The sequence below is a fragment of the Alicyclobacillus dauci genome, from assembly GCF_026651605.1.
Classification (GTDB): Bacteria; Bacillota; Bacilli; order Alicyclobacillales; family Alicyclobacillaceae; genus Alicyclobacillus; species Alicyclobacillus dauci.
In genome coordinates this window covers 987,936-1,012,999 of the sequence record NZ_CP104064.1, presented here as the reverse complement: position 1 = coordinate 1,012,999, position 25,064 = coordinate 987,936, and the positions used below count along the sequence as shown (strand labels likewise).

The window sequence follows — 25,064 nt, the reverse complement described above, 5'->3', positions numbered from 1 at the left end:
ATTAACCGTTCTTCTTCTCTTCCCGCTCGCGTCGGCGTGCGTTGGTCAGGAGTGCTTCGGCAATCGTCATCTTCTGCATTTCCGCTGTACCTTCTTCGAACCAGAGGGAACGCGCGTCGCGATACAACCGCTCCACTGGGCTGCCCACTGCATAGCCGATGCCGCCAAAGAGGGACAGAGCACCGTCCGTCACTTCGCCTACCATGCGGATGGCGTTACCCTTGGCAATGGAAGCCTCCAAGGAGATGTCTTGACCGAGATCGTACTTGCGAGCCGCATCCAAGCATAGGAGTCGCGCGCCTTGCACTGCGATTTGCATCTCGGCAAGCCGCATCTGGATTGCTTGACGGCTGGCGATGGCCTTGCCGAATGTCGTGCGGTGACGAACAAAATGGATGGTCGCATCGAGCGCCTCCTGTGCGAGGCCGACGGCACTTTGGGCGATGCAAGCGCGGCTTTGGTCAAGAAAGCCCCGAACAGCCACACCGAATCCTTCACCGATCTCGCCCAGCACTTCGTCCTCCGAGACCTCACAGTTTTCGAACGTGATGACGGCGTGCGAGCAACCTTTGTCGCCCATCATGTGAGGCATGGGTTCCAGCTTCATGCCCGCGCGTCCTTGCGGAATGAGAAAGGCCGTCAATCCGCCGCGACCCGCGCCGCCTTCCATCTTGGCAATGACCGCGATGACCCCGGCCTCTTCCGCAAATGTGATCAAATGCTTGCGGCCATTGAGGATGAACTTGCCGTTCTCAGGTGTGGCCGTCGTCCGCAAATCAATACCGGTGCCGTTGTCCGGCTCCGTGAGTGCGAAAGCAACCAAGGAACCTTCGTCAACCAACTTCTTGAGCCAGTATTCCTGCTGCTCCTTGGTGCCTTGTCCGACCGTACGCCAAATGCTGTTGTACGCGTGGAAAATCATGCGGATAGACCCGTGACAATGCGCGATTTCCTCGAGAATCGGGAAATAAAGCGTCAGTGGCAGTCCTTCACCGCCAACCCACTTGGGCTGCGTCAACTTGTGAAATCCCAATTCTCGCATGCGATCCCACAGTTCCTTCGGCAGTGTCTCCGTCCGCTCGATCCGCTCGGCCCAATCCTTACCCTCTTCCTCCCGGAACTGGATCACCCGATTGCGAATTTCGTTCGCACGCTGAATCAAATCTTGGTCTATCGCTAAATGGTTCAACTGGATGGCGTCCCGTTCCGAAGCGTTTAAGATGCTCATCCTTCTCCCCCTTTGCAAAGTAAAGTCGTTAGCTGTGATTTATTTGCCTTCTGCTTCGAGGCGAAAGCGCTCGCGCAGATCTTTTTTCTTGATTTTCCCAGAGTGCGTCGTTGGCAGCTCGGTGAGGAACTCCAGCCTGTCCGGGAACTGGAACTTGGCAAGCCCGCGTTGTCCAAGAAAATCACGGAGTTCCGGCAGGGAGAACGGTTCTGCACCCTCTTGTAAGACGACACACGCTACACTCTGCTGTCCCAATGTGTCATCCGGTGCGCCGACGACGACGACGTTTTGGACGGCTTGGTGCGCGGAGATCACGTCTTCGACGCTCTTCGGATCGATCTTGGTACCACCGCGATTGATGATATCGTCGGCGCGTGCAATAAACTTAAAGCGCCCGTTTTCGTCCTGACGCAAGACGTCACCAGAGTGGAACCAACCATCCTTGTCCCACTGACGGTTCGCGGCTACTGGATTTTCATAATAACCGGCGCTGAAGTTCGGACCACGGGACCACATTTCACCTGGTTCGCCAGGTTTCACATCTTCTCCGTCTTCGTCGACCAGGCGTACTTCCACGCCAGGAACGACAAAACCGACGGTTCCGCTGAGTGCTTCGAGCGGATCGTCTGGGCGTGTTGCCGTAGCGACAAATCCCTCAGTCCAACCGAACATGCCACCCACTTTGATCCCGCCGTCAGCCTGCAGGCGTTCGAGAACAGAGCTCGGGACGGGTGCCCCAGCGTAGATAAACAGCTTGACGCTGGACGTGTCAGCAGATTTCAAGTTCGGCGAGTTCGTCACGTGAATGACGTGCGGCGGTGCGCCCACTAGGAAAGCGGGCTTTTCTGCCTCGATCCACTTGATCACGCGACTCGCGGAAAACCGCTCAAGCAACAAAATGCGGCCGCCCGTTGTGATGGGCATCATGACCCCTGCAAGCATCCCTGTCTGGTGGCAGATAGGCGCCAAGACAAGCACGCCGTCGCCACTTTCGTAACCAAAGTTTTTGGCGTATGCACGCGCAGCCCAGAGGTAGTTTGCGTGAAGCTGAACGACACCCTTTGGCGATCCGGTTGTGCCGGACGTGAAGACCATCAAAAACGCGTCGAGACGACTTGGCCGGTTTGCGGCCAATTCCGCATCAGACAGCACCTTCTCGCTGCTGCGCAGTTGTGCGAAGGTCAACACATCGCTCGGCGCGCGCGACGGGTCTCCCTGCAAAATGACGTACTGCAGCTCTGGAAGTTCTCGCTGAACTTCCAATGCCATTTCGTAGAGTGGCTGTCCGCGGAAGCTATCGGCGATAATCCATGCCTTAGCCTTGGACCGTTCGAGACTTGCGTGGATGGCTTCGCGGCCGAGATCGATCTGAAGCAACACACCAATCGCACCAATGCGCGCGATCCCAAAGACGGCTACCACATAGTCGAGTACATTTGGGAGCTGGATAGCAACGGTGTCACCCTTGCGAATGCCTCTCGCGTACAGTTCGGCAGCGAGCGACTCGACTTCTTCCCACAGTTCTTTGTACGTGAGGCTTCGTTCTTCATCTTTGTGGACAAGGTCAGGGTATAGCTCTACGTCTCGCGCTAAGACATCGACAAACGATTCGTCTGGCCAGTAGCCTTTGTCGATGTACTCCTGGGCCCGTGCTTCGGACAGTGTCCTCCCTTGAAAGTCAAACATCTCGTACTCCCCCTTTATTGGACCAACCCGTTTTTATCGAGCGTGATCTGACAGAGATGAAAATGGACGAAGACAGTGAGCTTTGCTGCTTGCTCACTGTCCCGCTGAGTAAAAAGATGGATTAAGCGAGGCGACCAGCAATGTATTCGACGACACCAGCAACCGTGGACAGTTGACCAAAGTCCGCTTCGGGAATTTCGATTTCAAACTCATCTTCAAAAGCGACAGCTAGTTCTGTCAGGTCGAGGGAGTCCGCGCCGAGATCGTCAACAAATAAGCTCGCTGGCTTCACTTCGGACTTTTCCACCTGAAGTTGATTGCAAACAACCTTAACCACTTTCTCCGTGATTTGATCCTTTGTTAGTGCTTCTGCCATCAATATCGACTCCGTTTCTATAGTTGGATGATCTCACATGTTTGTTGTCCAAGACCGCACACGGTCCAGATGTCATACTCGATTAGAAGCTTTCAAAGCCGCCGGTTAAAAGGGTGAGCCCGCCGTCGACCTTGATCACTTGTCCCGTGATGAAGCGCGACAAGTCACTGGCCAAGAACACGGCGGCATCTGCGACATCCTCCGCTGTACCCAAACGGCCCAGTGGTGTATGCGCGATGACGTCGGCGTGGTACTCGTCGTTGTGATCGCCGCCGTAAAACTTAGCGGATTCTGTATCAACAACACCTGGGTTGAGCGCATTGACCGTGATGCCCTTTGGACCGAGTTCAGACGCAAGGTAGCGCGTCAAAGACTCGAGCGCAGCCTTAGCCGTTCCCAGGGTTGTATAGCGTGGCAGCGTGTATTCACTGCCCATGCTCGACATCGTGATAATACGCCCAGCCCTGCCGCTCATCAACGGAATGCAACGCTGTGCGGCGAAGACGGTGCTGTGAAGGACGACGCGATATGTTTTGTCCAGGTGATAATCCTTCAGTTGGTCAATCGGCTTGAACGCACTGGCGGCAGCATTGGCCATAAAAATGTCCAAGTGGCCCCATTCCCGTTCGATCACGTCGAACGCCGCGTTCACTTCCTCTTGGCTTTCCAGTTCCGCCTTCACAACCAACGCTTCGCGGCCCAGTTCGCGCACCTCATCTGCGGCTGCTTCTGCCTGTTCCGCGTCACGACGGTAGTGAATGACGATGTCCGCACCTTGACGGGCCATGGCTACAGCGGTTGCGCGACCGATGCCGCGGCTACTGCCTGTGATAAATGCTTTCTTTCCTTCGAGCAAACCTGCCACTTCGACAACTCCTCTATCCTGAAAGATAAAACCTGATTCCCGAAGTCTTACGAAATCTGATAGGCGGCTTCAAATGCCTCACGAATGGCCCTCGCCGCGTTAATTCCTTTGCTCTCTCTTGCGCCACCGACAACGTGAACTTGAACACGTTCCGCTAATTGTTCTGCAAAATGAGATGCTGATTCCTGCCCAGCACACAGAATGACTTGATCTGCGGGGATGACAACAGCCCCCTCAGGTGTCTCGCCAACAACGGCTTCCGGCGTGATTTCACGGCACTGGAACTCCATGACTACGCGGACCCCGAGGCGCTGCATCTCTTGTTTGACAACCCACCGGGTACTCCGTCCGATCCCGTTGCCGTATCGGTTGCTGCGGGCGAGAACGGTCACTTCCCGTGGAATGGACGGCGGCTCTGGAAGCTGTTGGCCGCGGAAAAATGACTCGACTGCGGGCTTGGCGTGACGTCCTTCAGCCAGCAAGGTGGCCACATCGCAACCAATGCCGCCCGCACCGATAATAGCGATTTGATTGCCCACTTGCACTTCTCCATTGAGGATTTGCGCGTAGTTTACCACATGGGGCAAGTCCCGCCCTGGAATTTCCGGAATTCGAGGAACGACACCTTGTGCGATGATGACGTGATGGAATGATGAAAGTTCTTCAATTGTCGGCTCTGTTTGCATTTTAACCACAACCGACAGCCGTTCAAGCATTTCAGTGTAGTAGCGAATGGTCTCGTAGAATTCGTCCTTGCCCGGAATGCGACCGGCCATCCGAAATTGACCGCCGAGTTCACTCTCGCGCTCGTACAACACAACATCGTGACCGCGCTGTGCTGCCGTAACAGCCGCCTGAAGCCCAGCAGGTCCTGCACCTACGACAGCCACCTTGCGTGATGCATGAGATTTCACCATGGGCCACAATGTCTCCTGTCCCGCACGCGGATTGACGAGACAACTGACTGGTAAGTGTGGGCGAACAAGGGTGTGATCGAGACAGGACTGGTTACACGCGATACACACGTTTAATCCGGCTCTGTCCCCCGCGAGTATTTTCTTGGCAAACTCAGCATCGGCCAACCACGGTCTCGCGGGTGCGATGAAGTCGAGATACCCGTCTGCGATGAGTTCATCTGCCACTTCCGGAACATTTAAGCGGTTCGCGCCAATGACCGGGATGGAAACGTGCTGGCGAATGGCTCCGGCAACCGCTGCAAAACCTCCCCGCGGAACAACCTGCTGTACCGTAGGAACGCGTGATTCGTGCCAGCCGATACCGATGTTTAGCGCATCAACACCTGCTTCTTCCAGAGCCTGAGCAAACAGAATCGTCTCTTCCGGCGTTGTGCTGTTCGGCATGCAGTCGAATCCTGACATTCTGAAAATAACGGGATAGTCAGGTCCCACTCTATCCCGGATTGCCCTAACTACTTCAATGCTAATTCGCATACGGCCTTCAAAGCTCCCGCCGTAAGCGTCCTCGCGATGATTCGTAACGGGTGACAAAAACTGATTGAGTAAATAACCTTCCGAGCCCATGATCTCAATAGCGTCATACCCCACACGTTTCGCCTTCTCCGCTCCCGAGGCAAACGCTAAGACGGTCTCTTCGATGTCCTCCAGCGTCATGGCACGAGGTGTCTCCCTGGTAATTCTCGACGCGATGGCGCTCGGTGCGACGGGCTGCTCACCGATCTCTTCCGACACAGCATAGCGCCCCGAGTGGAATAGCTGCAGGCCAATTTTGCCCCCCACCTCGTGAACAGCTCGCGGCAATGCGGCGAGCGCTTCCACATCCTCGTCCCGTGATAGGACATACATGTTATCCGCACCGCCAGCTGGCGTGACAGCAGCGCCGCCGGTGATGATGAGGGCAGCTTGGCCCCGTGCCCGCTCTTGGTAAAAGTCACAAAGTTGCTCGAGCTTGTCCTTTTGACCCTCGAGTCCCATGTGCATCGATCCCATGAGAATCCGGTGCGGCAACTCCAGTGACCCAATGCGGCCAGAGAGGCTCAGCGCCCTTGACTTAACTTGCAGTTCGTCGATGACCCTCATCCGATTTGCTCCTTTGTTGAGGTTGTCAGATTGAACGTTTTCGGATTTTGTGCTCATTTTGAGCTCATAACAAGAAGCTCGCATCTTAGATGTCCCAATATTCGTTCATAAAGTCAATCTCAGTGTATCGAACAAAAACAGACGCTGTCCATGTCACAGGCATGAATCTTTACGAAAACTTATAATCTGATATTAGCACCTGGTGTTGAAAAAATCGATCTCACAATGCTAGAATGAACCCTAGACGAATCGAATGCAACGTGTAAGAACCCTTTTACAGAGCGCATTTTCGATACTTTTCGAGCTTTTTCGAAGCCAATTCTAACTCATGATACCTGGTCATAAAACCAAGTCGGAGTTAAGCCCGTGTCCGTTATGACATCGTCATTAAAAGGAGTTGACTTCCCTTGGATCTTGTCAACGCACCGTTGTTTCTTGATAAGTTTGATGAGACGGTACGTACCAATCCAAATAAGGCAGCCGTCATCGACTTGAGTGTCGAGAAACCGATTATTCTTTCCTATAGAGAGTTGAGTGACCTGGCTGATCGCTGCGCCACCAAATTGATCGATCTCGGCGTCAAACCCGGCGAAGCCGTCGCCTACCAACTTCCAACCAGTTGGGAATTTATTGTACTCACCCTTGCTCTGTGGCGCACCAGCGCAACACCGTGCCCACTGCTTCCATCGCTTCGTGAGCGCGAAGTGACCTTTATCATGCAATCTTCCGGAAGTCGTTTACTGATTGTCCCGGACGAGTTTCGACGTTTTTCTTACGAACCGATGGTTTCCTCCATTAAAGGCGAGTTGCCTAATTTAGAACACGTCTTTGTCATGAGCCAGCGCGTTCGTCGTCCAGCGGAGTCGACCATGGGTGGTCTTCTGGCGGACACGTCAGCGCCCGCCGAAGTGCTGGCAGCCCGTCGTGCGACGGCCACGACATACTCTGAACTGCTGTACACATCCGGTACAACCGGCGAACCAAAAGGCGTTCTTCAGATACACCAGACGCTATCGAGCGCACTCCTTGCGCACACGACAACGCTTGGTTTGACGTCGGAGGACAACATTTGGGTCCCTTCGCCCTTGGCACACCAAACGGGCTTCCTCTACGGCATGCTCGTATCCTTTTACATAGGTGGAACAGGTGTGTATCAGTCCATCTGGTCCGTTGAAACAGCGAAGAAAGCTATCGAAGAGTACGGCGCGACATTTGTGCAAGCTGCCATGCCGTTCCTTGCAGATATCACCCGCAGTGACGCTCCGCCAAAAGGTTTGCGGTTGTTCATCGCAACCGGCGCAGCAGTTCCCAGACAGTTGGCGCAGGAAGCACGCCAAAAGCTCCAGTGCTCCGTTGTCGGAGGGTGGGGATCCACCGAGGCCTGTCTCGTAACCGTGGGCCGACCCAACGATCCACCCGAAAAGCTCTGGGGGACAGACGGACGTGTCATCGACGGTATGGAAATTCGCATCGCTGACGATAACGGAAACCCAATGCCACCTGGTCAAGAAGGCAACTACCAGATCAAAACACCGGCCATGTTCGTGACCTATCTCCATCACCACGATTGGTATGAACAGACATTCACGAAGGATGGATTCCACGATACCGGGGATTTGGCCGTGATCGATGAAGATGGCTACCTCAAGATTACCGGCCGCAAGAAAGACGTCGTCAATCGAGGTGGTGAAAAGATTCCGGTTGTCGAGATCGAGGATCTTCTGTACCAACATCCAGCCGTGGCCGATGTTGCTGTCGTCTCCATGCCGGATGAACGGTTGGGCGAACGGGCTTGTGCTTACGTCGTCTTAAAAGATGGATTCGAGTCACTCGACCTATCGCAAGTGACGGATTTCTTAGGGGCTCGCGGCATGGCAAAGATTTACTGGCCTGAGCGCATTGAAATCATAGACGAAATGCCCCGCACCGCGAGCGGCAAAATTCAAAAGTACGTCCTGCGAAACGACATCACGGAGAAACTCCAATTGGAAAAGTCAGCATCGTGAACGTCAGTAACGTCTTTACGAGGAGGATCCAGAGTGGGTTACATGACCTTTGACGAATGGAAATCCGCGGTAGAGGCCTATGTCGACGGTCCCGCCCGAACATGGGCCAAGACCATCGAAGAATCCGGTACCGTACCACAGGCCGTTTGGGACGATCTCAACGAGCACGGCTTCCTCCGATTAGCAGCACCGCGCGATTACGGCGGTCATGGTTTGACGTTTGTAGAGTATCTGCAGTTGTTAGAGAAATTTGCTCACATGCACGGATCGATGCGGGTCATCGTCCATGTCATGAACAGCCTGTGGCGATCCGTTGACAGCAAAGCCACACAGGAGCAGCGCGAGAAATTTGTGCTGCCCCTCATCGCCGGCCGCCACCGCATCACATTCACGCTGACCGAACCGAATTCAGGGTCCGGTGCAGACATCAAGACGACGGCGCGCCGGGAGGGCGACGAATACGTCGTCAACGGCGAGAAGTGGATGATCATTTTCAGCGACATTGCTGACTACTTCCTTCTTTTCTGCCGATTGGAAGGCTCCAGTGGCGGCGAAGGGACACTCGCCCTGCTCGTGCCGCGCACCACACCGGGGCTCGACATTGAGCTCATGCCCCCGGCCATGGGTATCACCGGGACTGGCCACGGACACCTGCGATTGAAAGAATGTTGCGTTCCGGTCAGTCACCGCTTAGGTGAAGAAGGGGATGGCCTCGATGTCGCGTTCCGCGGCTTTCTCGATCCCAGTCGCACAGCGATTGGCATGACTTGCGTCGGTGCTGCGGCGAGATCGCTGGAATTGGCAGCCGGGCACGCCATGAACCGCGTCACATTCGGCCAACCGCTCTCGAAGCGGCAAACGATTCAAATGTGGTTAGCAGAAATGGCCACCGACATCGAAGCTGCTCGGCGGCTGTGTCTGTACGCTGCTGAACTGTTTGACCAAGGTAAGGTCATCTCGACTCAGGCGGCGATGGCCAAGTTGTTTGGAACTGAGATGCTACAACGTGTCACTGATAAGGCACTGCAAATACACGGTGGTGCCGGCTATTTCAAATCGTCAGAAATGGAACGAATCTATCGGGATGCTCGCATGCAGCGATTTGAAGAAGGCACCTCGGAAATACAGAAGATGGTGATTGTGCGTGACGTGCTAAAACGCGCACAACGACATGAAAGGAGCGAATCATGATGGTTATTGTGCTCTCGTCGAAGGTAAAAGAGGTTACACACGTGTTGGATCGTATCCAGGAGGCTGGGTTTACAGGATATCAGGCCGGACCGTCCACCGTGGTCGTTCCTGGCAATGACGAAAAGTTACAGGAGATCGTTGGTGCGCTTCCCCAAGTGGAACGCGTCGTTCCCATTAAGAGTCCATATCCACTTGCAAGCCGCGAGTTCCATCCTGAAAATACCGTTATCAACGTTCGCGGGCAGATCATTGGCGGATCGAAACCGGTGATCATGGCTGGACCATGCAGCGTTGAATCGCTTGACAACATCGTCGAGATCGCCCAAGCGGTGAAAAAAGCTGGTGGAAATGTGCTTCGCGGTGGGGCCTTCAAGCCTCGTTCATCCCCGTACAGCTTCCAGGGACACGGCGAAGAAGGCTTGAAAATGATGGCCATCGCACGCGAAAAAACTGGACTGCCGATTATTTCGGAAGTCATGGAGCCCGACAAGGTTGCGCTCGTAGCGGAATATGTCGACATTCTCCAAATCGGCGCACGAAACATGCAGAACTACCCACTGTTACGTGCGGCAGGAAAATCCGGCAAGCCAGTCATGCTCAAACGAGGTCTTTCTGGCACCATCGAAGAGTGGTTAATGGCCGCTGAATACATCTTGGCCGAAGGAAATCCAAACGTCATTCTTTGCGAACGCGGCATTCGGACCTACGAAACGGCCACACGCAACACGTTGGATCTAAATGCTGTACCCGTTGTCCAACACCTCTCGCATTTGCCTATCGTCGTCGATCCAAGCCACGGCGTCGGCAAAGCGCAGTTTGTTCGCCCCATGGCACGCGCTGGCATCGCAGCTGGTGCAGCGGGCGTCATTGTGGAAATCCACCCGAATCCCGCAAAGGCGTGGTCGGATGCGTCGCAAACGCTGGACTTCGACGAGTTCAACCTGATGGTGGACGACGTGAACCGCGTTGCGAGCGCGCTGCACCCGGAATTGGACTCGGCACGGGCGTTGGTTCACGCGTAAGAGGCGGCGCAGCGTAGGTGAAACAAAACTCACATTGATTGTATGTAAGCGGGAGTGAAGGGCTGGGCGGAGCCTAGCCCCTCCTATCCAACTGTCGTGGGATTTTGGTGTAACTAGGTGTCTTGCCACTGGCTCGTTCTGTTGTTTGTCAGCATCTGGGTTACTTAACTGCCTTTGACCAGCGTTGCACTTTCTTCACCAGTGTTGAATGATCAACGCCTAAAGCCGCGGCTGCCTTGCGAAACGATGCGTATTCATTTAAAGCCTCCATGACGATTTCTTGCTCGAACTGCTCGAGTCTCCGTTTCAACGACAATACTCGTTTCGTATCTTTCGTGGTTTGGACGTGGAGTGGCAGATGATGTGGGGCTATGACAAGGGAAGGTACGGAGACCACTAAACTTTCCATCATGTTTTTCAACTCACGTACATTCCCCGGCCAATTGTACCTATTGAGCATCTCAACCGTGTCCTTGCGCAGGCGTTTTGGAATCCGATACTTCGTGGAATAACAATCAAAATAGTGGCCAATCAGCGCATTTGCATCTTGTGGCCGCTCACTGAGCGGTTTTATTTTGATTTCGATCACCTGCAGGCGATAATACAAGTCTTCACGAAACCGCCTCTCGCCAACAAGGGTGCGCAGATCCTGATTTGTGGAGGAAATCACCCGGACATTGACCGACCGAGGTCGTGTACCACCAACACGTAAAACTTGTAGATCCTGGAGTATCCTTAATAGTTTCACTTGGACTGATAATGGCATGTCACCTATTTCATCAAGTAGAATCGTTCCACCGTCTGCCAGTTCGAAGAGTCCAGCCTTCCCTTCACGACGTGCCCCTGTAAATGCTCCGGATTCATATCCAAACAATTCGGATTCGAGCAGGGCATCAGGAATGGCAGCACAATTTACTTTCACAAACGGCTGATGATTACGTTCGCTCATCTGGTGAATACAATTCGCAATGATCTCCTTGCCAACGCCAGACGGCCCTAAAATAAGTACACTCGTGGGGTATGGGGCCACCTGTTTCACCTTCTCCATAACCTCACGCATATGCTTGCTTTCCCATATCACCACCGGTTCTTGATCCAATGCGACGTGGTAGTGATGTTTGTTCAATTCTGATAGTCCAATCGCCTTCTCCAGGTCCAAAGTCACACGGTTAAGAGCAGTCATGTCTCGAACACTTGTGACAATGAGTTGAAGGTTTCCCCTGTCGTCAAAAACCGGGTTTCCTGTAACCATCACTTCTTTCCCGTTCTTTAACACCTGCATCAATGATTCGGAGTGCTTGGTCTTTTGGACAAGGATAGATACGGATTCACTGATGAACCCTGCTTGAATTAATTCGCTCATCGTTCTTCCAATTAAGTCTCGCCGATTTGAGCCTGATAGTTCCTCATAAGCTGAGTTGACTAACAAGGTTCGGCATTCACCGTCCACCACATATACACCATCTGGAAACCACTCGATTACCTCAGCCAACTCTTCATGCAACCGGGTATTCATGTTTTTCATGGCCACCCCCAGCATGTGAATGCGCATACATGGCATAAAAATCTGGTGAACTGATTCACCTTTAGGTGAAATATAGCACCGGCCATACAGTTCTGTAAATCGTTCATATCTACGCAAATTTTGGTGAACTTTATCACCACTCGAGTGTGTCTCACCTTCTAATTTATCGATAACAAGCGAAATCGTTATGTTGGCACGAATATTGCTTATATATCTATGAAAGCACAATCTCACGTCGAAAGGGTGTAGAACTATGGCAAGCATTGTGAAAGCGCATCCGAAATTGTACGTGATGGACAATGGCCGAATGAGCATGGATAAGAACTGGATGATTGCCATGCATAACCCGGCAACAGTCGAAAACCCCACTGTACCTTCCGTAATGGTTGAATTTCCGATTTACACAGTCCTAATTGACCACCCTGAAGGGAAAATCCTGTTTGACACATCCTGTAATCCCAATTCAATGGGAGCGAGCGGTCGATGGGCTGAAGTGACACAATCCACATTTCCCTGGCAGGCGAGCGAAGAATGCTATCTCCATAATCGACTAGAACAACTGAAAGTTCGTCCAGAGGACATTAAGTTCGTCATTGCCTCGCATCTCCATCTCGATCACGCTGGATGCCTAGAGATGTTTACAAATGCAACCGTTATTGTGCATGAAGATGAATTCAACGGTGCACTGCAGGTTTACGCGCGCAATCAAAAGGCTGGTGCATACATCTGGGGCGACATCGACGCCTGGATTAAAAACAATCTTCAGTGGCGAACCATCAAGCGCGATGAAGATGGTGTGTTGCTAGCTGAAGGAGTCAAAGTCCTTAACTTTGGCAGCGGTCATGCCTGGGGTATGCTGGGCCTGCAAGTTTCTCTTCCTGAGAAAGGGAACATTATTCTGGCCTCCGATGCCATCTACACAGCGGAAAGCTACGGCCCCCCGGTGAAGCCACCTGGTATCATCTACGACTCCGTCGGATTTGTGAAAACCGTTGAACGCATCCGGCGACTTGCCAACGAAACCAACTCAGAAATTTGGTTCGGCCACGATGCCAACCAGTTCGAGACGTTCCGGAAATCAACAGAAGGGTATTACGAGTAACTGTTTATCCCCAACGCAATGAGTCAGTGAAGGAGGAGTGTGGCATCTATGAAAATCCGAGCAGCCGTCCTGCATGAAATGGGCTTGCCTGCACCGTATGCAGAAAGTAAGCCGTTAAAGATTGAAACACTCGATCTCGACCCACCAGGCCCAGGAGAAGTCCTGGTTCGTATTCGCGCCGCAGGTCTCTGTCACTCCGACCTGTCAGTCATCAACGGCAGCCGGCCCCGCCCAACGCCTATGGTACTTGGTCACGAAGCAGCTGGTGAAGTCTTTGAAGTCGGCGAGGGGATTCAAGATCTGAAAGCAGGTGATCACGTCGTTTGCGCATTCGTTCCAAGCTGTGGCCATTGTCTTCCATGCCAAGAGGGTAGACCAGCACTTTGTGAACCAGGTGCCGCAGCCAATGGTGCTGGTACGCTCCTCTCCGGTGAAAGACGGCTCCATCACGAAGGTCACGAAATCCAGCATCATCTAGGTGTATCTGGGTTTGCGGACTACGCGGTGGTCGCTCGAAACTCACTCGTCAAAGTAGATCCAGAAGTCCCATTTGACGAAGTCGCAGTTTTTGGCTGCGCCGTCATGACGGGTGTCGGGGCAGTCGTCAACACTGCGAAGGTTCCGGCGGGTAGCAGTGTAGCCGTGATTGGTCTTGGGGGTGTCGGGCTAAGTGCCCTACTCGGGGCCAAGGTCACCGGTGCTCGTAGGATTGTGGCGGTCGACGTCAATCCTACGAAGTTGGAGTTTGCAATGGAACTTGGTGCGACAGACACGTTTGATGCGCGGGATCCGGAAGTCGTACAGAAGATTCGTTCCGCCACGGACGTTGGCGTCGAGTACGCATTTGAGACAGCCGGCGCTGTGCCTGCGATGCAGACGGCGTACGGCATCACCCGTCGCGGGTGTACCACGGTGACTACCGGTTTACCAGACCCAAGTCATTTGTTTTCTTTCCCACAGGTTACACTTACCGCGGAAGAGCGAACGATTAAAGGTTCCTACGTTGGAAGTTGCGTCCCCGCGAGAGATATCCCACGATATATTGATTTATACAAGCAGGGGCGACTACCGGTGGACCGTTTATTGACCGACAGACTTTCATTGGACGAAATCAACGAGGGCTTTGATCGCTTAGATCGTGGCGAAGCTTCGCGACTCATCGTCACATTCTAACTGGCCCAGCAATGAAGTGCAGACAGTGGCTCCTCGTCACTCTTTAGGTAGGATGACGAGCCACTGACGATTACACTTAGTGAGGAGGGAACTTTAGAATGGAACTCGGATCCTATCAAAACTTTATAGGTGGCGTATGGACAGATGGTGCCTCGAGCGGATCGTTTGAAGTCATCAACCCGGCTACGGAGCAAGTTATCGCAACGGTCTCCAATGCTTCTACACGCGACATGCAGCTTGCGGCCGATATTGCTGCGTCCGTTCAACCAGAGTGGGCTGATACACTGGCAGCAGAGCGAGCAAAAATCTTGCACGATGCCGCAAAACTGATGAGGGATCACGTGGAACATCTGGCGCGCATTATGACACTTGAAGAGGGAAAGCCACTTGCTGAGGCTCGTGGAGAGGTGAGATACGCCGCGTCATTTTTGGACTGGTTTGCAGAAAAGCGCCGCGTATTTATGGCGATACGATTCCATCCAGTTCGCGTGATAAGCGCATTATGGTACTGAAGCGGCCGTCGGTGTCACAGCCGCTATCACACCTTGGAATTTCCCAGCTGCCATGATCACTCGAAAACTCGGTCCGGCTCTGGCAGCAGGCTGCACGATGATTGTTAAACCTTCAGAGCTAACTCCCCTCTCCGACCTCGAGATTGCCCGTATTTTGGAGGAGGTAGGGCTACCACAGGGTGTTTTGTCCATCGTCAACGGAACAGATGCGAGTTCCCTCGTCAAAGTGATCATGGATGATTTCCGAGTGCGAAAAGTGTCTTTTACCGGATCGACTGAGGTCGGCAAAATCCTTATGCGCCAAGCCGCAGATACGGTGAAGCGTATCTCCCTCGAACTCGGTGGGCATGCACCTTTTATTGTCTTCGATGACGCAAATTTGGAATCAGCCGTCGACAACGCGATACTTTGTAAGATGCATGGGATGGGAGAGACGTGTGTATCAGCAAACCGATTCTATGTGCACCGCGCTGTATACGAAGAATTCACTGAGAAGCTGGCGGCCAGAATGGGACGCATGACCGTTGGTAATGGGCTGGAAACAGGTGTAGAAGTTGGGCCGCTCGTCGAACAGAGCGGGGTCGCGAAGGTAATGAGACACGTCGCTGATGTGGTGAACAAAGGCGCGAAAGTCGTTGTGGGCGGGCAGCGTACTGGAGATAGACGGTATTTCTTTGAGCCAACTGTGCTAATAAATGTTGACCACTCGATGTTAGTCACGCAAGAAGAAACGTTTGGTCCCGTGGCGGCACTCATTCCATTTGATACCGAAGAAGAAGTCATTCAATTTGCAAACAATACACAGTGCGGTCTCGCGGCATACTTCTTTACTCGTGATGTGGGCCGCGTCTTCCGACTCTCGGAGAAATTGGAGTACGGAATCATTGGCGCGAATGACGGAGTGCCTTCAAGAGCGCAAGCGCCATTCGGCGGTGTGAAATCATCCGGCATTGGCCGAGAAGGCAGTCTGTACGGTATTCAAGAGTACCTTGACATTAAATATCTATCCGTTGTTGGAATACAGAAATAATAGAAGAAGCTTTATACACTTCTCTAAGGGAAGTTTTGTCGATGCAGGGACACATATTGAGCGCCCAGATTAGCTGAGGCGTTCCACTCATGCACGTTGTTTACCGATGTGCGCCACCTCCGCTATGTCAATGCCACGAGCGATTCCAGTTTCTCCTTCGCTAGAATCAGGTGCTCTATCGTCTTGATACTCTCCACATAGGTATCCGTGAAGTCGGCTGGGTGTTTTGGATCGGGATCGAACAAATATATCACGTAGCGATCATCCACGAACCAGTCACCTGGTTCAGCAGGAGGGTGCTGCACGTCCTCCCATACTTCGTCCAGGCGCGGGCTGTAAATTCGTGTGTGGGATGAGACGTCTTGAAGAAAAATCGGCTCGTAACGGGATGAGAGATTGCTCCTGGACGTGTGAGAGAACCTGTCCGGCCAATAATCTTCACGCGACCCTGTGTGTTGAACCTCACGTGCCCAATCGTAGATAGCTCGGTGCATCGTGTTGTCCCGAAACAGGATGCTGTATAGACGTTTGCCTGTGCGTATTCTATCGTCAACGGAACCAAACTGCTTGACGGTCGTCCCGGCAACTCGCACGCGATCTCCCTTTCGGAACGGCATCAACACGTGATTAAGGCCAAGGATACTTTGTGCTTGAAACTCGATGGACAAGAGGACCTCGAAGTCGTATGCGGCGTTTTGGATAACGCGTCCCTCGATGAAGTTTTGCTCGTTAATGATGAGGGCACGTGTGATGAGGGAGGAATCCTGAGTCTGCAAAAAGACGGGCCAGATGGGTTCCATGAACCGAGAAACGCCCAAGTGGCCCAACAAGTGGCTCAGGTCTCGGCCACGTTTGACACTTTCGGCGTAAACTAACAGTTGTGGGTACGCGTCACCAAAAATCAGCCAGTTGGCACGCTCTAGGAATAAGAAGAACCGGTTCGCATCCACGGTTTCTGCAATTCGCGAAAACCATTCTCCCTTGACGTCAGTCATGCTCCACCCGCCATTGCGGGATACCATGTGTGCAAGTAACGCCCAGTGAACCTCTGGATGAGCCAGGTAAAAGTCCAAGTATGCGTTCGTTCTGGTCAAATTATTTCGGTTATGGACCTCAGTCACCTTTCGAATCTCTCGCACGAGCGACTCTTCTTCCGGAGTCAACGTCGGCAGAACAGAAGTCGATCTCGCTTTCTGCAAACGACGAACCAAACTAACAATCTGGCCGCGGTTTTTCCCCTGCACGACACGCCAAATCAGCCGTAATTCATTCGCGATTCCATGCAAAACAGACATTGTCGTTCCTCATAACCAGCCAGTAACCCGTGAACAACAACCCATCGTCACGTTATTCACTCTGTTCCTGCCGTAATCTATTCAATATCAACGGATGCGGACAGATTTATTCAAATCATTCGAAACTGCTTATTCCGCGATTCGGCACTAATCTAGAAATACCGGCGGCGATAGATATTTAATGCAAGTATCGGCCACACATATGGATAGCTGTGATAGCGAACGTAGGCTTGCCCAGCCACCGCTGCACCGGTCGGATATCGTTCGTACCAGCCACCGCGCCTCACCGTGTGCGAGAGAAGATACTCCGCAGCCCTATCAATACGCTTCGTCCTTCGTGGTGACGCGAACATCATGGCCATCAGTCCCCACGCGGTCTGTGAAGGTGTGCTGGTTGAGAGTGGCGTGAAGCTGTCCACCTCGTGACTCTTACACGACTCGCCGAAGCCTCCATCATCATGTTGAATGCCCTCGAGGAAAGCAAGCGCCCGTTGCATGGCCGACGTTCCTTCCGGCAAGCCACATAAGCGGAGCCCCTGAACCGCCGCCCAGGTACCGTAAATAAAGGCAATGCCCCACCGGCCGAACCACGATCCGTCGTCCCGCTGATGCCTAAGCAGCCACTGCACCCCATCGGCAACGGCGGATGGTGCGTGGATATGTGTTGACGCGATCGTTGCCAATACACGCCCGGTGATGTCGGCCGTCGAAGGGTCTGTCATCGCTCGGCCCATGTCGTTGATGGGGATGTGCTCCAACCACGCTTTGTTGCTATTGTGGTCAAAAGGGGACCAACCACCGTCATCATTCTGCATAGCGAGAACCCAGTTTGCTCCCCGCCGCCACGCTAGGGAGTGGGAATGCTTAAATGGATAGAGCGCTCCCAGCGCCGCGATGGTGTCGTCTACGTCTGGATACATCAGGTTAACATCAGAAAATCCCCAACCACCGGGACGCGCCTTCGGTGCATGGACATGCCAATCGGATGCTCTGGTGCTCTGCCTGGACAACAAGTATCTGGCACCTCGGTTCAGAGCATCGTGGGTGATCGGATTGCGAGTCGCAATCAGCGCCTGCATGGATAATGACGTGTCCCAAACAGTCGACGTAAACTGCTGTTGAATGACAGCCCCTCCCCTTCTGACCACCATTCCCTTCAACCCAGTAATCGCGCGCTCAATAACGCCAGCGTCCTCTGGTCTCCCCACTGCCTTTAGGGCAAACGCAGCAAGCACGGTCGCTAGGTGATAACTCGCAAGTGTACCGTTTACCTCAAGCCGCCCGAGTATGAACTCGCGGCACCTATTGATTGCCTCGTCGTGCTTTTGGGGGAGACGCGGGATCGACAGGTGAAACGATGGATGCACGAGGTCTTTGACGCCCACTTCTTCCGGTAAGTTGTAGTGGAACTGGAGGTGCGAGAGGAGCATAAACGGAACCATGTGAAGGCGGGTGAAGCTGGCAAAGTCGTAAATACTCACGAATGCGTCCGGTTCCCACAACACCACATCGATAAATGGATAAGGCAGGTCTGTCCAGGGAATCTGTCCCGCGATAGCAAGAATGATTTTTGTAAGGTTGGATGCACGATTGATGCCGCCGTGATGGAGAATCATTTGGCGGGCCGCCGCCATACGCTCTGGCGGGACAGGATAGCGGGCCAGCTTGAGTGCGAAGTAAGCAAGGACTGTTGCGGAAACGTTGCTTTCTTGGTCGGGATACGCAACCCATGTACCATCCGCCTGTTGCCCCTCTATCAAATCTCGACACAACTGAGGAATCAACGGGTCATCCGCTTGGCCAATAAGCGACAAAAAAATTACCGTTACGGCATCCGATAGCGGATTCAATTCGTTCCAAAATACAAACGCGCCGTCCTCGCGCTGGTGCATGAGAATACGTCTGGCAGCATTGTCGATCGCGGTTTTGATAAGGTGATCGTACATACCCCCACCACCTCCCGAGGCCGTCCTGTCTCGTGTGCCAGGGAATCCCCTGAATCGTATTTCCCCGGCAATCTACGACAGCATATGCCTATGGTCGACAGTATGCTCTCTGGCTTATGAACGTCTTCGCATACGCCACACTACGCCCGTGTGCTTCTCGAATCCTCTACCAACCCGCAGGATACCGATGTCGATAATATAGAGCGTGTTATCCGGACCGAAACAGACGTTCATAGGGCGCTCAAGACCGCCGCCACCGTCGCGAGAGGCAGGGAGTTGACTGCGATTCTGTGCAAACGCGTGCAGTTCCCCGTCTCGCATTTGCAGCCTTGACACACGGTGCCCTACTTTCGGCGCAGGTTTGCCGCCTGTTGTCGCCGGCGCCTCGCTGCCTAGTTCCGCGATGAAGGCGTCGCCGACGTGACCGAAGTGATGGCTGTGGCTAAAGACAAACCCAGCTGCCGCGGTGTGTGGAGCAAAGCAAGCGAACGGGCGAGGGGGAATCATAGGATGCCCTGCGAACAGAAACGACGGTTTGAATCCGTCTGATTCAAACCATGGCTGCGTAACCGGTTCTCCCGCGGCGTAATCCGGCCAACCATACCACGTTCCGGGAAGAATCTCGTGAAATTCGTCTGGACAATTCGCCACAGGTCTACTGCCCCGTTCGTCCATGCCGTTATTGATAGTCCATAGTCGCCCCGTCGGATCAAACTGAAGCCCAAAGGGATTGCGCAGTCCCCACGCGACTTGTTCGAGTTCCGATCCGTCCTTGTTCACCCGCAGAATACTCCCACTGGCACGCACAACGCCGGGCACCCACTGCCCCTTCGCCGTGGCAACGCCGTAAGGGACAAACGCCCCCGTCTCAACGATCTCGTCAGAAGCCGGCGTGAGAATGTTTTTGCTCGCGAAGTTGAGACCGGTGAGTTGTATGGTTGCGCCGGCATGATCGTGAAAATACGGGTTGTCTGCTAGCCAACGATTGTCCGGACCCACGATGCCGGAATTCGTTGCAGTACCTTGACCGAAATACAGTTTGCCGTCCGGACCCACGACGATCGGATTGTTCTCGTGGTCTCCAAAGCTGGGTAGCCCCGTGACGATATCTTCTCGCTGACCACTCGGCTTCATCACCGTCACGCGGCCTCGATGTGCGATGTAGAGACGCCGCCCATGATACGTGATCCCCACAAGAGGTGGCTTGAAACCCTGGGCCAATATGTCGAACTTCCCATCGCGTAATACGAGCACCTTGCCATTGCCGTCCGTCATGCCCGCATCGGTGAGAAAGACAGTTCCGTCTTCGGAAAACGCGACAGCAGTCGGTACGTTCACTTGTGTGTATGCTGGTTCGATGATGTAGCCAGGCGGAACAACTATATCATCAGCGTTGATTTTGCGTTCCAATACCGAGGCCTCCTTATTCTGCGCCTTTTTAGAAGCTATGTCGGCAGCAAGAGGCATATGTAGCGACCTCTCTGAGATTGAGTTATGCTAGGAAAACTGAAAGGGGTCGAATGACTGTTGGAAAATGAGAAGGCGATTTCGTTGAAACCGTTACACGAGGCGAACGTGGGCGATATCGTGACCCTCTATCAACAAAACCGATCATTTCTTGCACCATATGAACCAACGCGATCCGTCGTATACTTCACTGAACCTGGCCAGTTAGAAATCCAACAGAAGGCACAGGATTTGTGGCTCAACGACACCGCATACACGTTTGTCATTTGTGAAAGCGCAACAGGGGAGCTGGTTGGCCGCGTAACATTGAGTAACGTAGCGCGCGGGGCCTGGCAAAGTTGTACTATTGGCTACTTTATCTCCGAGAAGGTCAACGGACGGGGATATGCGACCGAAGCGGTTCGGTTGGCCGTAGACTTCGCGTTCTCGCAAGCTGGACTGCATCGCGTACAAGCAGCCATTATGCCTCGAAACGAACGTTCCATTCGCGTGATCAAAAAGGCTGGGTTTATCCGCGAAGGGCTCGCCAGATACTACTTGAATATTCATGACGTCTGGGAGGATCACGAGATTTTCAGTATTACGCGTGAAAACTGGCCGCTGTAAGAGCATCTTGGATTTTTCGAACCAAAAAGGCCGCTCGCAAGCGGCCCGCATTCCCCAGGGCAGAATTGAGCCGCGGGATGCTGCTTTCGTTCCCTGTAAGAAATTAGTAGGCACCGCAACTTGCGCCTGCACCGTAACCGTATCCGGGTACCAACAGGAAGAACAGGACAAAGATGATCAAGAAAACCACTGCCCATTGTGTGTAACCACCGAATGTTCCGTACATGTCATGACCCCCCTCTATGCGAGATGGTATAGACTACGCAGAACATTTTCCTGCGACCGGGACACTTGCCGGTGTCCGACGACACACCTGGGCACTATGTGCAAATTCGGGTCTGCGGCTTTTTATGTCAGCGTTTAAACGCGGCCGCCCCGTCGTCGACGAGGTAAGCATGTCCGTTGATGAAAGATGCTTCGTCACTGGCCAAAAAGGCAACCACCTGTGCAACTTGCTCCGGCGTGCCCAGTTTGCGGCGCATGTGTGCCTTTTGAATGGTGTTAAAGACCTTCTCATCGGCACGCCAAGGATCGATTAGACCAGTATCGATCATCCCAGGCGCCACCGCGACAACTCGAATGTTATACCGTGCGAGCTCCAGCGCCGCGGCCTTCGTCATACCCACCACGGCCGCTTTGCTCGCGTGGTACGGCAATTGATTCTTATCGGCGATGTAGGCGTAAATCGACGCTGTGTTGACGATGACGCCACCGCGTTCCTTCATGGCCTTCGCCGCCGCACGAATCCCATAGAACACGCCGTCTTGATTGATGGAAATCATCCGCTTGTACTGTTCAATAGGCATGTCCATTAAATTTTTCGATCCGTCACTAAAAATACCCGCATTATTAAACATGATATCCAGTTGCCCGTAGGTATCTGTTGCGAACTGAACAAGTTTCTCCACACTGTCGTAGTCCGTGACATCCACTTCATGAAATCGCACCTCGAATCCCGCTTGGCGAATGTCTTCTGCGGACGCCTCTCCTGCTTCCGGGTTAATATCCGCCACGATCACTCTCGCACCTTGGCTGGCCAGTAACTTCGCACTTGCGTGACCAATACCGCCAGCTCCACCCGTGACAACTGCAACTTCTCCGTTAAAACGCACACTTATCGCCCCTGTTCATATTCTTCAATCGTCCGACGCCACTCATCCGGAACGGGCGTTGGCCGCTTCGTCTCTTTGTCCACATAAACGTAAATGGTCTGCGCGTCAAACAACACCTCATCGTCCCTCGTTATAGCGAAGTCCACTGTCATACTTGTTCGACCGATGAGACTCGTCCGCACCCAGACCCGAAGGACATCATCAAACTCTGCAGACTGCCGGAACTGTAACGTCGATTTGGCAATGACAGTGCTCGGCAGGCCGCTCGACAACTTCAATTCCCGTCGCAAATACTCTGCATACGCCAGATCCATGTACGCCAGGTAGTTGGCATTAAACACGATTTGCTGTCCATCCACTTCCGACCAGCGGACACGCAACTCGTAATAAAAACGGTAACCATCCAAACGCATTTCCCGCCCTTTACAATTCAATTTAACCGTACTGTCGTGATCGATGTGAACTAGACTCGGTCGCGCGTCCGCACTGACAATCGCCACATCGCCAACCCGCTACGGAACCATGAGCGTGATACCGCCGTCCAGCTTGATGGTCTGTCCGCGTACCATTTCTGCTTCCTTGGAGCAAAGGAACAAAGCCAGGTTCGCAATATCATCCGGTGAAACCATGCGGTGATATGGCATTTTCTCTTCAACCATTTCCAGGGTCTTGTCCATGTCTGGGAAATGCCCTAACGCATCGGTCATAACGGCACCCGCTGAAATGGCGTTGACGTTGATCTTCTTCGCTGCCAACTCAATGGCAAAATAGCGTACTAACGATTCGAGTGCCGCTTTGCTGGCACCGACGGTCGTATAGTATGGAAATACCCGATCCGACCCAAACGACGACAAAGCCAACATCGCCCCGCCCTCTTCCGGCATCAACCGGGCCGCCTGTTGGGCCCCGATGAGAAACGCGCGCGTATTGACATTAACCGTCCAGTCCCAACCTTTTACGTCGACTTCCATCGCTTGTCGATTTCTCCCGGATGCCGCGTTGTGAACGAATACGTCCAGTCGGCCAAATTCATCACGGATCTCTTCGAACATGCTGATGATTTTTTCTTCCTGTGCCATATTTGCGCGAACGAGCAATGCTTTGCGCCCTAAAGCTTCGATTTCCTGAGCAACTTCACGCGCGGCATCGCCGTTGCGGAAATAATTGATGACAATATCGGCACCTTCTGCAGCAAAGCGCAGAGCAAGCTGCTTGCCTATACCTCGCGAGCTGCCTGTCACACATACCACTTTATCCTGATAGCGCATATATCCGTTCTGTTCCACGGAATTGTCCTCCTCTATCAATAGCAAACAAATATAACGTGTCCCCCGGAGCGTCCCAAAGAAAAATGTGAGTTTCACGAGCGGATCGGAAAATCTCTGGGCTTTTTTATACCTCTACATCATAGCAAAGTCGAGTATATGACCGCATCATTGCGAGTCGCGGGAATAGGCTAGATTTGATATCATATTCATGCTGGGGACAAACTGATGTCCTCACGTCATAAACTTATCTTCGGATGTCCACAGAAACGGTTGAGATAGATTGAGAGGAGAACACAAATGTCGGAACGCACTCGCATCGTCGTTACCGGATTGGGTGCCGTGACACCGTTCGGTGTCGGGGTGCCCTTATTTTGGGATGGGGTTATTTCAGGCCGATCAGCGATTGGCCAAACAACGGATGAGCATCTTCGTCAGTGGGCGCCTGTGACCGCGGAAGCGACCCAGTTTAACCCCGCTGATTATTTGGATAAAAAGCAAGTGCAAAATACGGATCGGTTTACGCAAATGGGGCTTGTGGCAGCGACGGAAGCGTTGCGAGATGCAGGTTGGCCAGATGCCAAGTCCTTGCACGAAAGCTATGCAGGGGATCGGATCGCGATTTCCATCGGCTGCGCATTTGGCGGTGTCCAGACACTCGAGGAAGGATCGGAGCGGTTGTCCAGTGGGCGTTCAAGCCGCGTTGGACCACGGTTGGTTCCGAAGTCCATTCCAAACGCGGCTGGAGCCACCATCGCCACACAGTTTGACATCCATGGTCCCGTGATGACTTATGCGACTGCCTGTGCTTCCTCGGCCAACTCTATCGGCGAGGCCAGTTACTGGTTGCGCCTAGGTGAAGCGGATATGGTGATTGCCGGTGGAGCAGAATGCCTCTTCAGCCCAGCTATTCTCGCTGGATTGCGCGCGGCCGGTGCGCTCGCAACGGAAGGTCCGGATGACTTTGGCGCCTGGTCGCGCCCGTTTGACAAGGAGCGACAGGGCATGGTCATGGGTGAAGGTGCAGCCATGCTCATCCTTGAGACACTCGATCACGCCCAAGCCCGCGGCGCACACATTTACGCTGAACTCGTCGGCTATGGCACGTCTAACGACGCCTATCACGAGACGTCCCCGGACCCGGAAGGTCGAGGTGCACGTTTGGCGATGGAACGCGCCCTTCGTAATGCATCTCTCCGGCCAACGGACATTGACTACATCAACGCGCACGCAACGGCCACACCGGCCGGCGATCTCGCCGAATCCACCGCCCTCCGCCAAATGTTCGGCGCTCACGTGGATGCCATTCCGGTGTCGTCCATCAAGGGTGCTGTTGGGCATATGCTGGGTACTGCGGGCGCGATCGAAAGCATTGCCTGCATCAAAGCATTGCAAACGGACATGTTGCCACCAACACTCAACTGTGACGACAAAGAGGAAACTGCGCCGAAAGACGTCGTCCCAAATCGAGCTCGCCAACAACACATTGAGCGCGCCCTGAGCAATTCCTTCGGTTTTGGCGGCCAAAACGGTGTACTCATTTGGCAAAATGCTGATCTAATTTAAAAGAGCGTCGAACAGTCACAAGGCGAGTGCGGAA

20 protein-coding genes and 1 pseudogene are annotated in these 25,064 nt (G+C 53.4%); 8 read left to right on the top strand and 13 right to left on the bottom strand.

Annotated features, from left to right (window positions below; translation table 11 throughout):
• Position 1: 1 nt before the first annotated feature.
• From NZD86_RS04995 to NZD86_RS04975, 5 genes are all read right to left on the bottom strand, one after another.
• A complete protein-coding gene (locus NZD86_RS04995; RefSeq protein ID WP_268045393.1) occupies positions 2-1,228 on the bottom strand; it encodes an acyl-CoA dehydrogenase family protein in 1,227 nt (408 codons plus the stop codon).
• Positions 1,229-1,267: 39 nt separating this feature from the next.
• Positions 1,268-2,914 (bottom strand): class I adenylate-forming enzyme family protein, encoded by a 1,647-nt coding sequence (locus NZD86_RS04990; RefSeq protein WP_268045392.1) that lies wholly within the window; start codon positions 2,912-2,914, stop codon positions 1,268-1,270.
• Between the two features lie 121 nt (positions 2,915-3,035).
• Complete coding sequence (gene acpP / locus NZD86_RS04985) at positions 3,036-3,290, bottom strand: acyl carrier protein (RefSeq protein WP_268045391.1); 255 nt, start codon at positions 3,288-3,290, stop codon at positions 3,036-3,038.
• An 82-nt stretch (positions 3,291-3,372) separates the two neighbouring features.
• The gene (locus NZD86_RS04980) at positions 3,373-4,155 is read right to left on the bottom strand and encodes an SDR family oxidoreductase (protein WP_268045390.1); all 783 of its coding nucleotides are present in this window, start codon (positions 4,153-4,155) and stop codon (positions 3,373-3,375) included.
• Between the two features lie 47 nt (positions 4,156-4,202).
• Entirely contained in the window at positions 4,203-6,212 is a 2,010-nt protein-coding gene (locus NZD86_RS04975) for an FAD-dependent oxidoreductase (RefSeq protein WP_268045389.1), read from the bottom strand.
• Between the two features lie 407 nt (positions 6,213-6,619).
• On the opposite strand from NZD86_RS04975, the gene NZD86_RS04970 reads away from it, so the two are divergent.
• The 3 genes from NZD86_RS04970 to aroF are packed head-to-tail and all read left to right on the top strand — an operon-like array spanning position 6,620 to position 10,431.
• A complete protein-coding gene (locus NZD86_RS04970) occupies positions 6,620-8,218 on the top strand; it encodes an AMP-binding protein (RefSeq protein ID WP_268045388.1) in 1,599 nt (532 codons plus the stop codon).
• Positions 8,219-8,260: 42 nt separating this feature from the next.
• Positions 8,261-9,409 (top strand): acyl-CoA dehydrogenase family protein, encoded by a 1,149-nt coding sequence (locus tag NZD86_RS04965; RefSeq protein WP_268046795.1) that lies wholly within the window; start codon positions 8,261-8,263, stop codon positions 9,407-9,409.
• The gene (gene aroF, locus NZD86_RS04960; RefSeq protein ID WP_268046793.1) at positions 9,409-10,431 is read left to right on the top strand and encodes a 3-deoxy-7-phosphoheptulonate synthase; all 1,023 of its coding nucleotides are present in this window, start codon (positions 9,409-9,411) and stop codon (positions 10,429-10,431) included. The genes NZD86_RS04965 and aroF overlap by 1 nt, the downstream gene beginning before the upstream one ends.
• 160 nt (positions 10,432-10,591) lie before the next feature.
• Here the strand turns inward: aroF and NZD86_RS04955 are convergent, their stop codons facing one another.
• Entirely contained in the window at positions 10,592-11,956 is a 1,365-nt protein-coding gene (locus tag NZD86_RS04955) for a sigma-54 interaction domain-containing protein (protein WP_268045387.1), read from the bottom strand.
• Positions 11,957-12,209: 253 nt separating this feature from the next.
• Between NZD86_RS04955 and ahlS the strand changes: the two genes are divergently transcribed.
• The 3 genes and pseudogenes from ahlS (at position 12,210) to NZD86_RS04940 (ending at position 15,773) form a co-directional block, all read left to right on the top strand.
• Entirely contained in the window at positions 12,210-13,058 is an 849-nt protein-coding gene (ahlS, locus tag NZD86_RS04950) for an AhlS family quorum-quenching N-acyl homoserine lactonase (RefSeq protein WP_268045386.1), read from the top strand.
• A gap of 48 nt (positions 13,059-13,106) precedes the next feature.
• Positions 13,107-14,231 carry a zinc-dependent alcohol dehydrogenase family protein gene (locus NZD86_RS04945; RefSeq protein WP_268045385.1) on the top strand — a complete coding sequence of 375 codons (1,125 nt, stop codon included), beginning with the start codon at positions 13,107-13,109 and terminating at the stop codon, positions 14,229-14,231.
• 98 nt (positions 14,232-14,329) lie between these two features.
• Positions 14,330-15,773 (top strand): annotated as a pseudogene (locus NZD86_RS04940) (NAD-dependent succinate-semialdehyde dehydrogenase).
• A 122-nt stretch (positions 15,774-15,895) separates the two neighbouring features.
• On the opposite strand, the gene NZD86_RS04935 reads toward NZD86_RS04940, so the two are convergent.
• From NZD86_RS04935 to NZD86_RS04925, 3 genes are all read right to left on the bottom strand, one after another.
• On the bottom strand, positions 15,896-17,068 hold the full coding sequence (locus NZD86_RS04935; protein WP_268045384.1) for a DUF2515 family protein: 1,173 nt from the start codon (positions 17,066-17,068) through the stop codon (positions 15,896-15,898).
• A gap of 152 nt (positions 17,069-17,220) precedes the next feature.
• Positions 17,221-19,014, bottom strand: a complete 1,794-nt coding sequence (locus tag NZD86_RS04930; protein ID WP_268045383.1) for a terpene cyclase/mutase family protein — start codon at positions 19,012-19,014, stop codon at positions 17,221-17,223.
• Positions 19,015-19,128: 114 nt separating this feature from the next.
• Entirely contained in the window at positions 19,129-20,424 is a 1,296-nt protein-coding gene (locus NZD86_RS04925; RefSeq protein ID WP_268045382.1) for a PQQ-dependent sugar dehydrogenase, read from the bottom strand.
• A gap of 117 nt (positions 20,425-20,541) precedes the next feature.
• Here NZD86_RS04925 and NZD86_RS04920 point away from each other — a divergent pair, with 117 nt between their 5' ends.
• Positions 20,542-21,087, top strand: a complete 546-nt coding sequence (locus NZD86_RS04920) for a GNAT family N-acetyltransferase (RefSeq protein WP_268045381.1) — start codon at positions 20,542-20,544, stop codon at positions 21,085-21,087.
• Between the two features lie 103 nt (positions 21,088-21,190).
• Here NZD86_RS04920 and NZD86_RS04915 read toward each other — a convergent pair whose 3' ends face one another.
• The 4 genes from NZD86_RS04915 to fabL all read right to left on the bottom strand — a co-directional run bounded on the left by NZD86_RS04915 (position 21,191) and on the right by fabL (position 23,467).
• A complete protein-coding gene (locus NZD86_RS04915; protein WP_268045380.1) occupies positions 21,191-21,313 on the bottom strand; it encodes a hypothetical protein in 123 nt (40 codons plus the stop codon).
• Positions 21,314-21,440: 127 nt separating this feature from the next.
• Positions 21,441-22,199: an SDR family NAD(P)-dependent oxidoreductase gene (locus tag NZD86_RS04910; RefSeq protein WP_268045379.1), complete on the bottom strand. Its 759-nt coding sequence runs from the start codon at positions 22,197-22,199 to the stop codon at positions 21,441-21,443.
• Positions 22,200-22,201: 2 nt separating this feature from the next.
• Positions 22,202-22,699: an acyl-CoA thioesterase gene (locus tag NZD86_RS04905; RefSeq protein ID WP_268045378.1), complete on the bottom strand. Its 498-nt coding sequence runs from the start codon at positions 22,697-22,699 to the stop codon at positions 22,202-22,204.
• Positions 22,700-22,711: 12 nt separating this feature from the next.
• On the bottom strand, positions 22,712-23,467 hold the full coding sequence (gene fabL, locus NZD86_RS04900) for an enoyl-[acyl-carrier-protein] reductase FabL (protein ID WP_268046792.1): 756 nt from the start codon (positions 23,465-23,467) through the stop codon (positions 22,712-22,714).
• A 297-nt stretch (positions 23,468-23,764) separates the two neighbouring features.
• Between fabL and NZD86_RS04895 the strand changes: the two genes are divergently transcribed.
• On the top strand, positions 23,765-25,030 hold the full coding sequence (locus NZD86_RS04895; protein ID WP_268045376.1) for a beta-ketoacyl-[acyl-carrier-protein] synthase family protein: 1,266 nt from the start codon (positions 23,765-23,767) through the stop codon (positions 25,028-25,030).
• Positions 25,031-25,064 lie beyond the last annotated feature (34 nt).

Excerpts from the sequence above, each read along its gene's own strand:
- NZD86_RS04995 (WP_268045393.1), bottom strand. The coding sequence starts at position 1,228 with ATGAGCATCTTAAACGCTTCGGAACGGGACGCCATCCAGTTGAACCAT.
- NZD86_RS04990 (WP_268045392.1), bottom strand. The coding sequence starts at position 2,914 with ATGTTTGACTTTCAAGGGAGGACACTGTCCGAAGCACGGGCCCAGGAG.
- acpP (WP_268045391.1), bottom strand. The coding sequence starts at position 3,290 with ATGGCAGAAGCACTAACAAAGGATCAAATCACGGAGAAAGTGGTTAAG.
- NZD86_RS04975 (WP_268045389.1), bottom strand. The coding sequence starts at position 6,212 with ATGAGGGTCATCGACGAACTGCAAGTTAAGTCAAGGGCGCTGAGCCTC.
- NZD86_RS04965 (WP_268046795.1), top strand. The coding sequence starts at position 8,261 with ATGACCTTTGACGAATGGAAATCCGCGGTAGAGGCCTATGTCGACGGT.
- aroF (WP_268046793.1), top strand. The coding sequence starts at position 9,409 with ATGGTTATTGTGCTCTCGTCGAAGGTAAAAGAGGTTACACACGTGTTG.
- NZD86_RS04955 (WP_268045387.1), bottom strand. The coding sequence starts at position 11,956 with ATGAAAAACATGAATACCCGGTTGCATGAAGAGTTGGCTGAGGTAATC.
- ahlS (WP_268045386.1), top strand. The coding sequence starts at position 12,210 with ATGGCAAGCATTGTGAAAGCGCATCCGAAATTGTACGTGATGGACAAT.
- NZD86_RS04945 (WP_268045385.1), top strand. The coding sequence starts at position 13,107 with ATGAAAATCCGAGCAGCCGTCCTGCATGAAATGGGCTTGCCTGCACCG.
- NZD86_RS04935 (WP_268045384.1), bottom strand. The coding sequence starts at position 17,068 with ATGTCTGTTTTGCATGGAATCGCGAATGAATTACGGCTGATTTGGCGT.
- NZD86_RS04930 (WP_268045383.1), bottom strand. The coding sequence starts at position 19,014 with ATGTACGATCACCTTATCAAAACCGCGATCGACAATGCTGCCAGACGT.
- NZD86_RS04915 (WP_268045380.1), bottom strand. The coding sequence starts at position 21,313 with ATGTACGGAACATTCGGTGGTTACACACAATGGGCAGTGGTTTTCTTG.
- fabL (WP_268046792.1), bottom strand. The coding sequence starts at position 23,467 with ATGCGCTATCAGGATAAAGTGGTATGTGTGACAGGCAGCTCGCGAGGT.
- NZD86_RS04895 (WP_268045376.1), top strand. The coding sequence starts at position 23,765 with ATGTCGGAACGCACTCGCATCGTCGTTACCGGATTGGGTGCCGTGACA.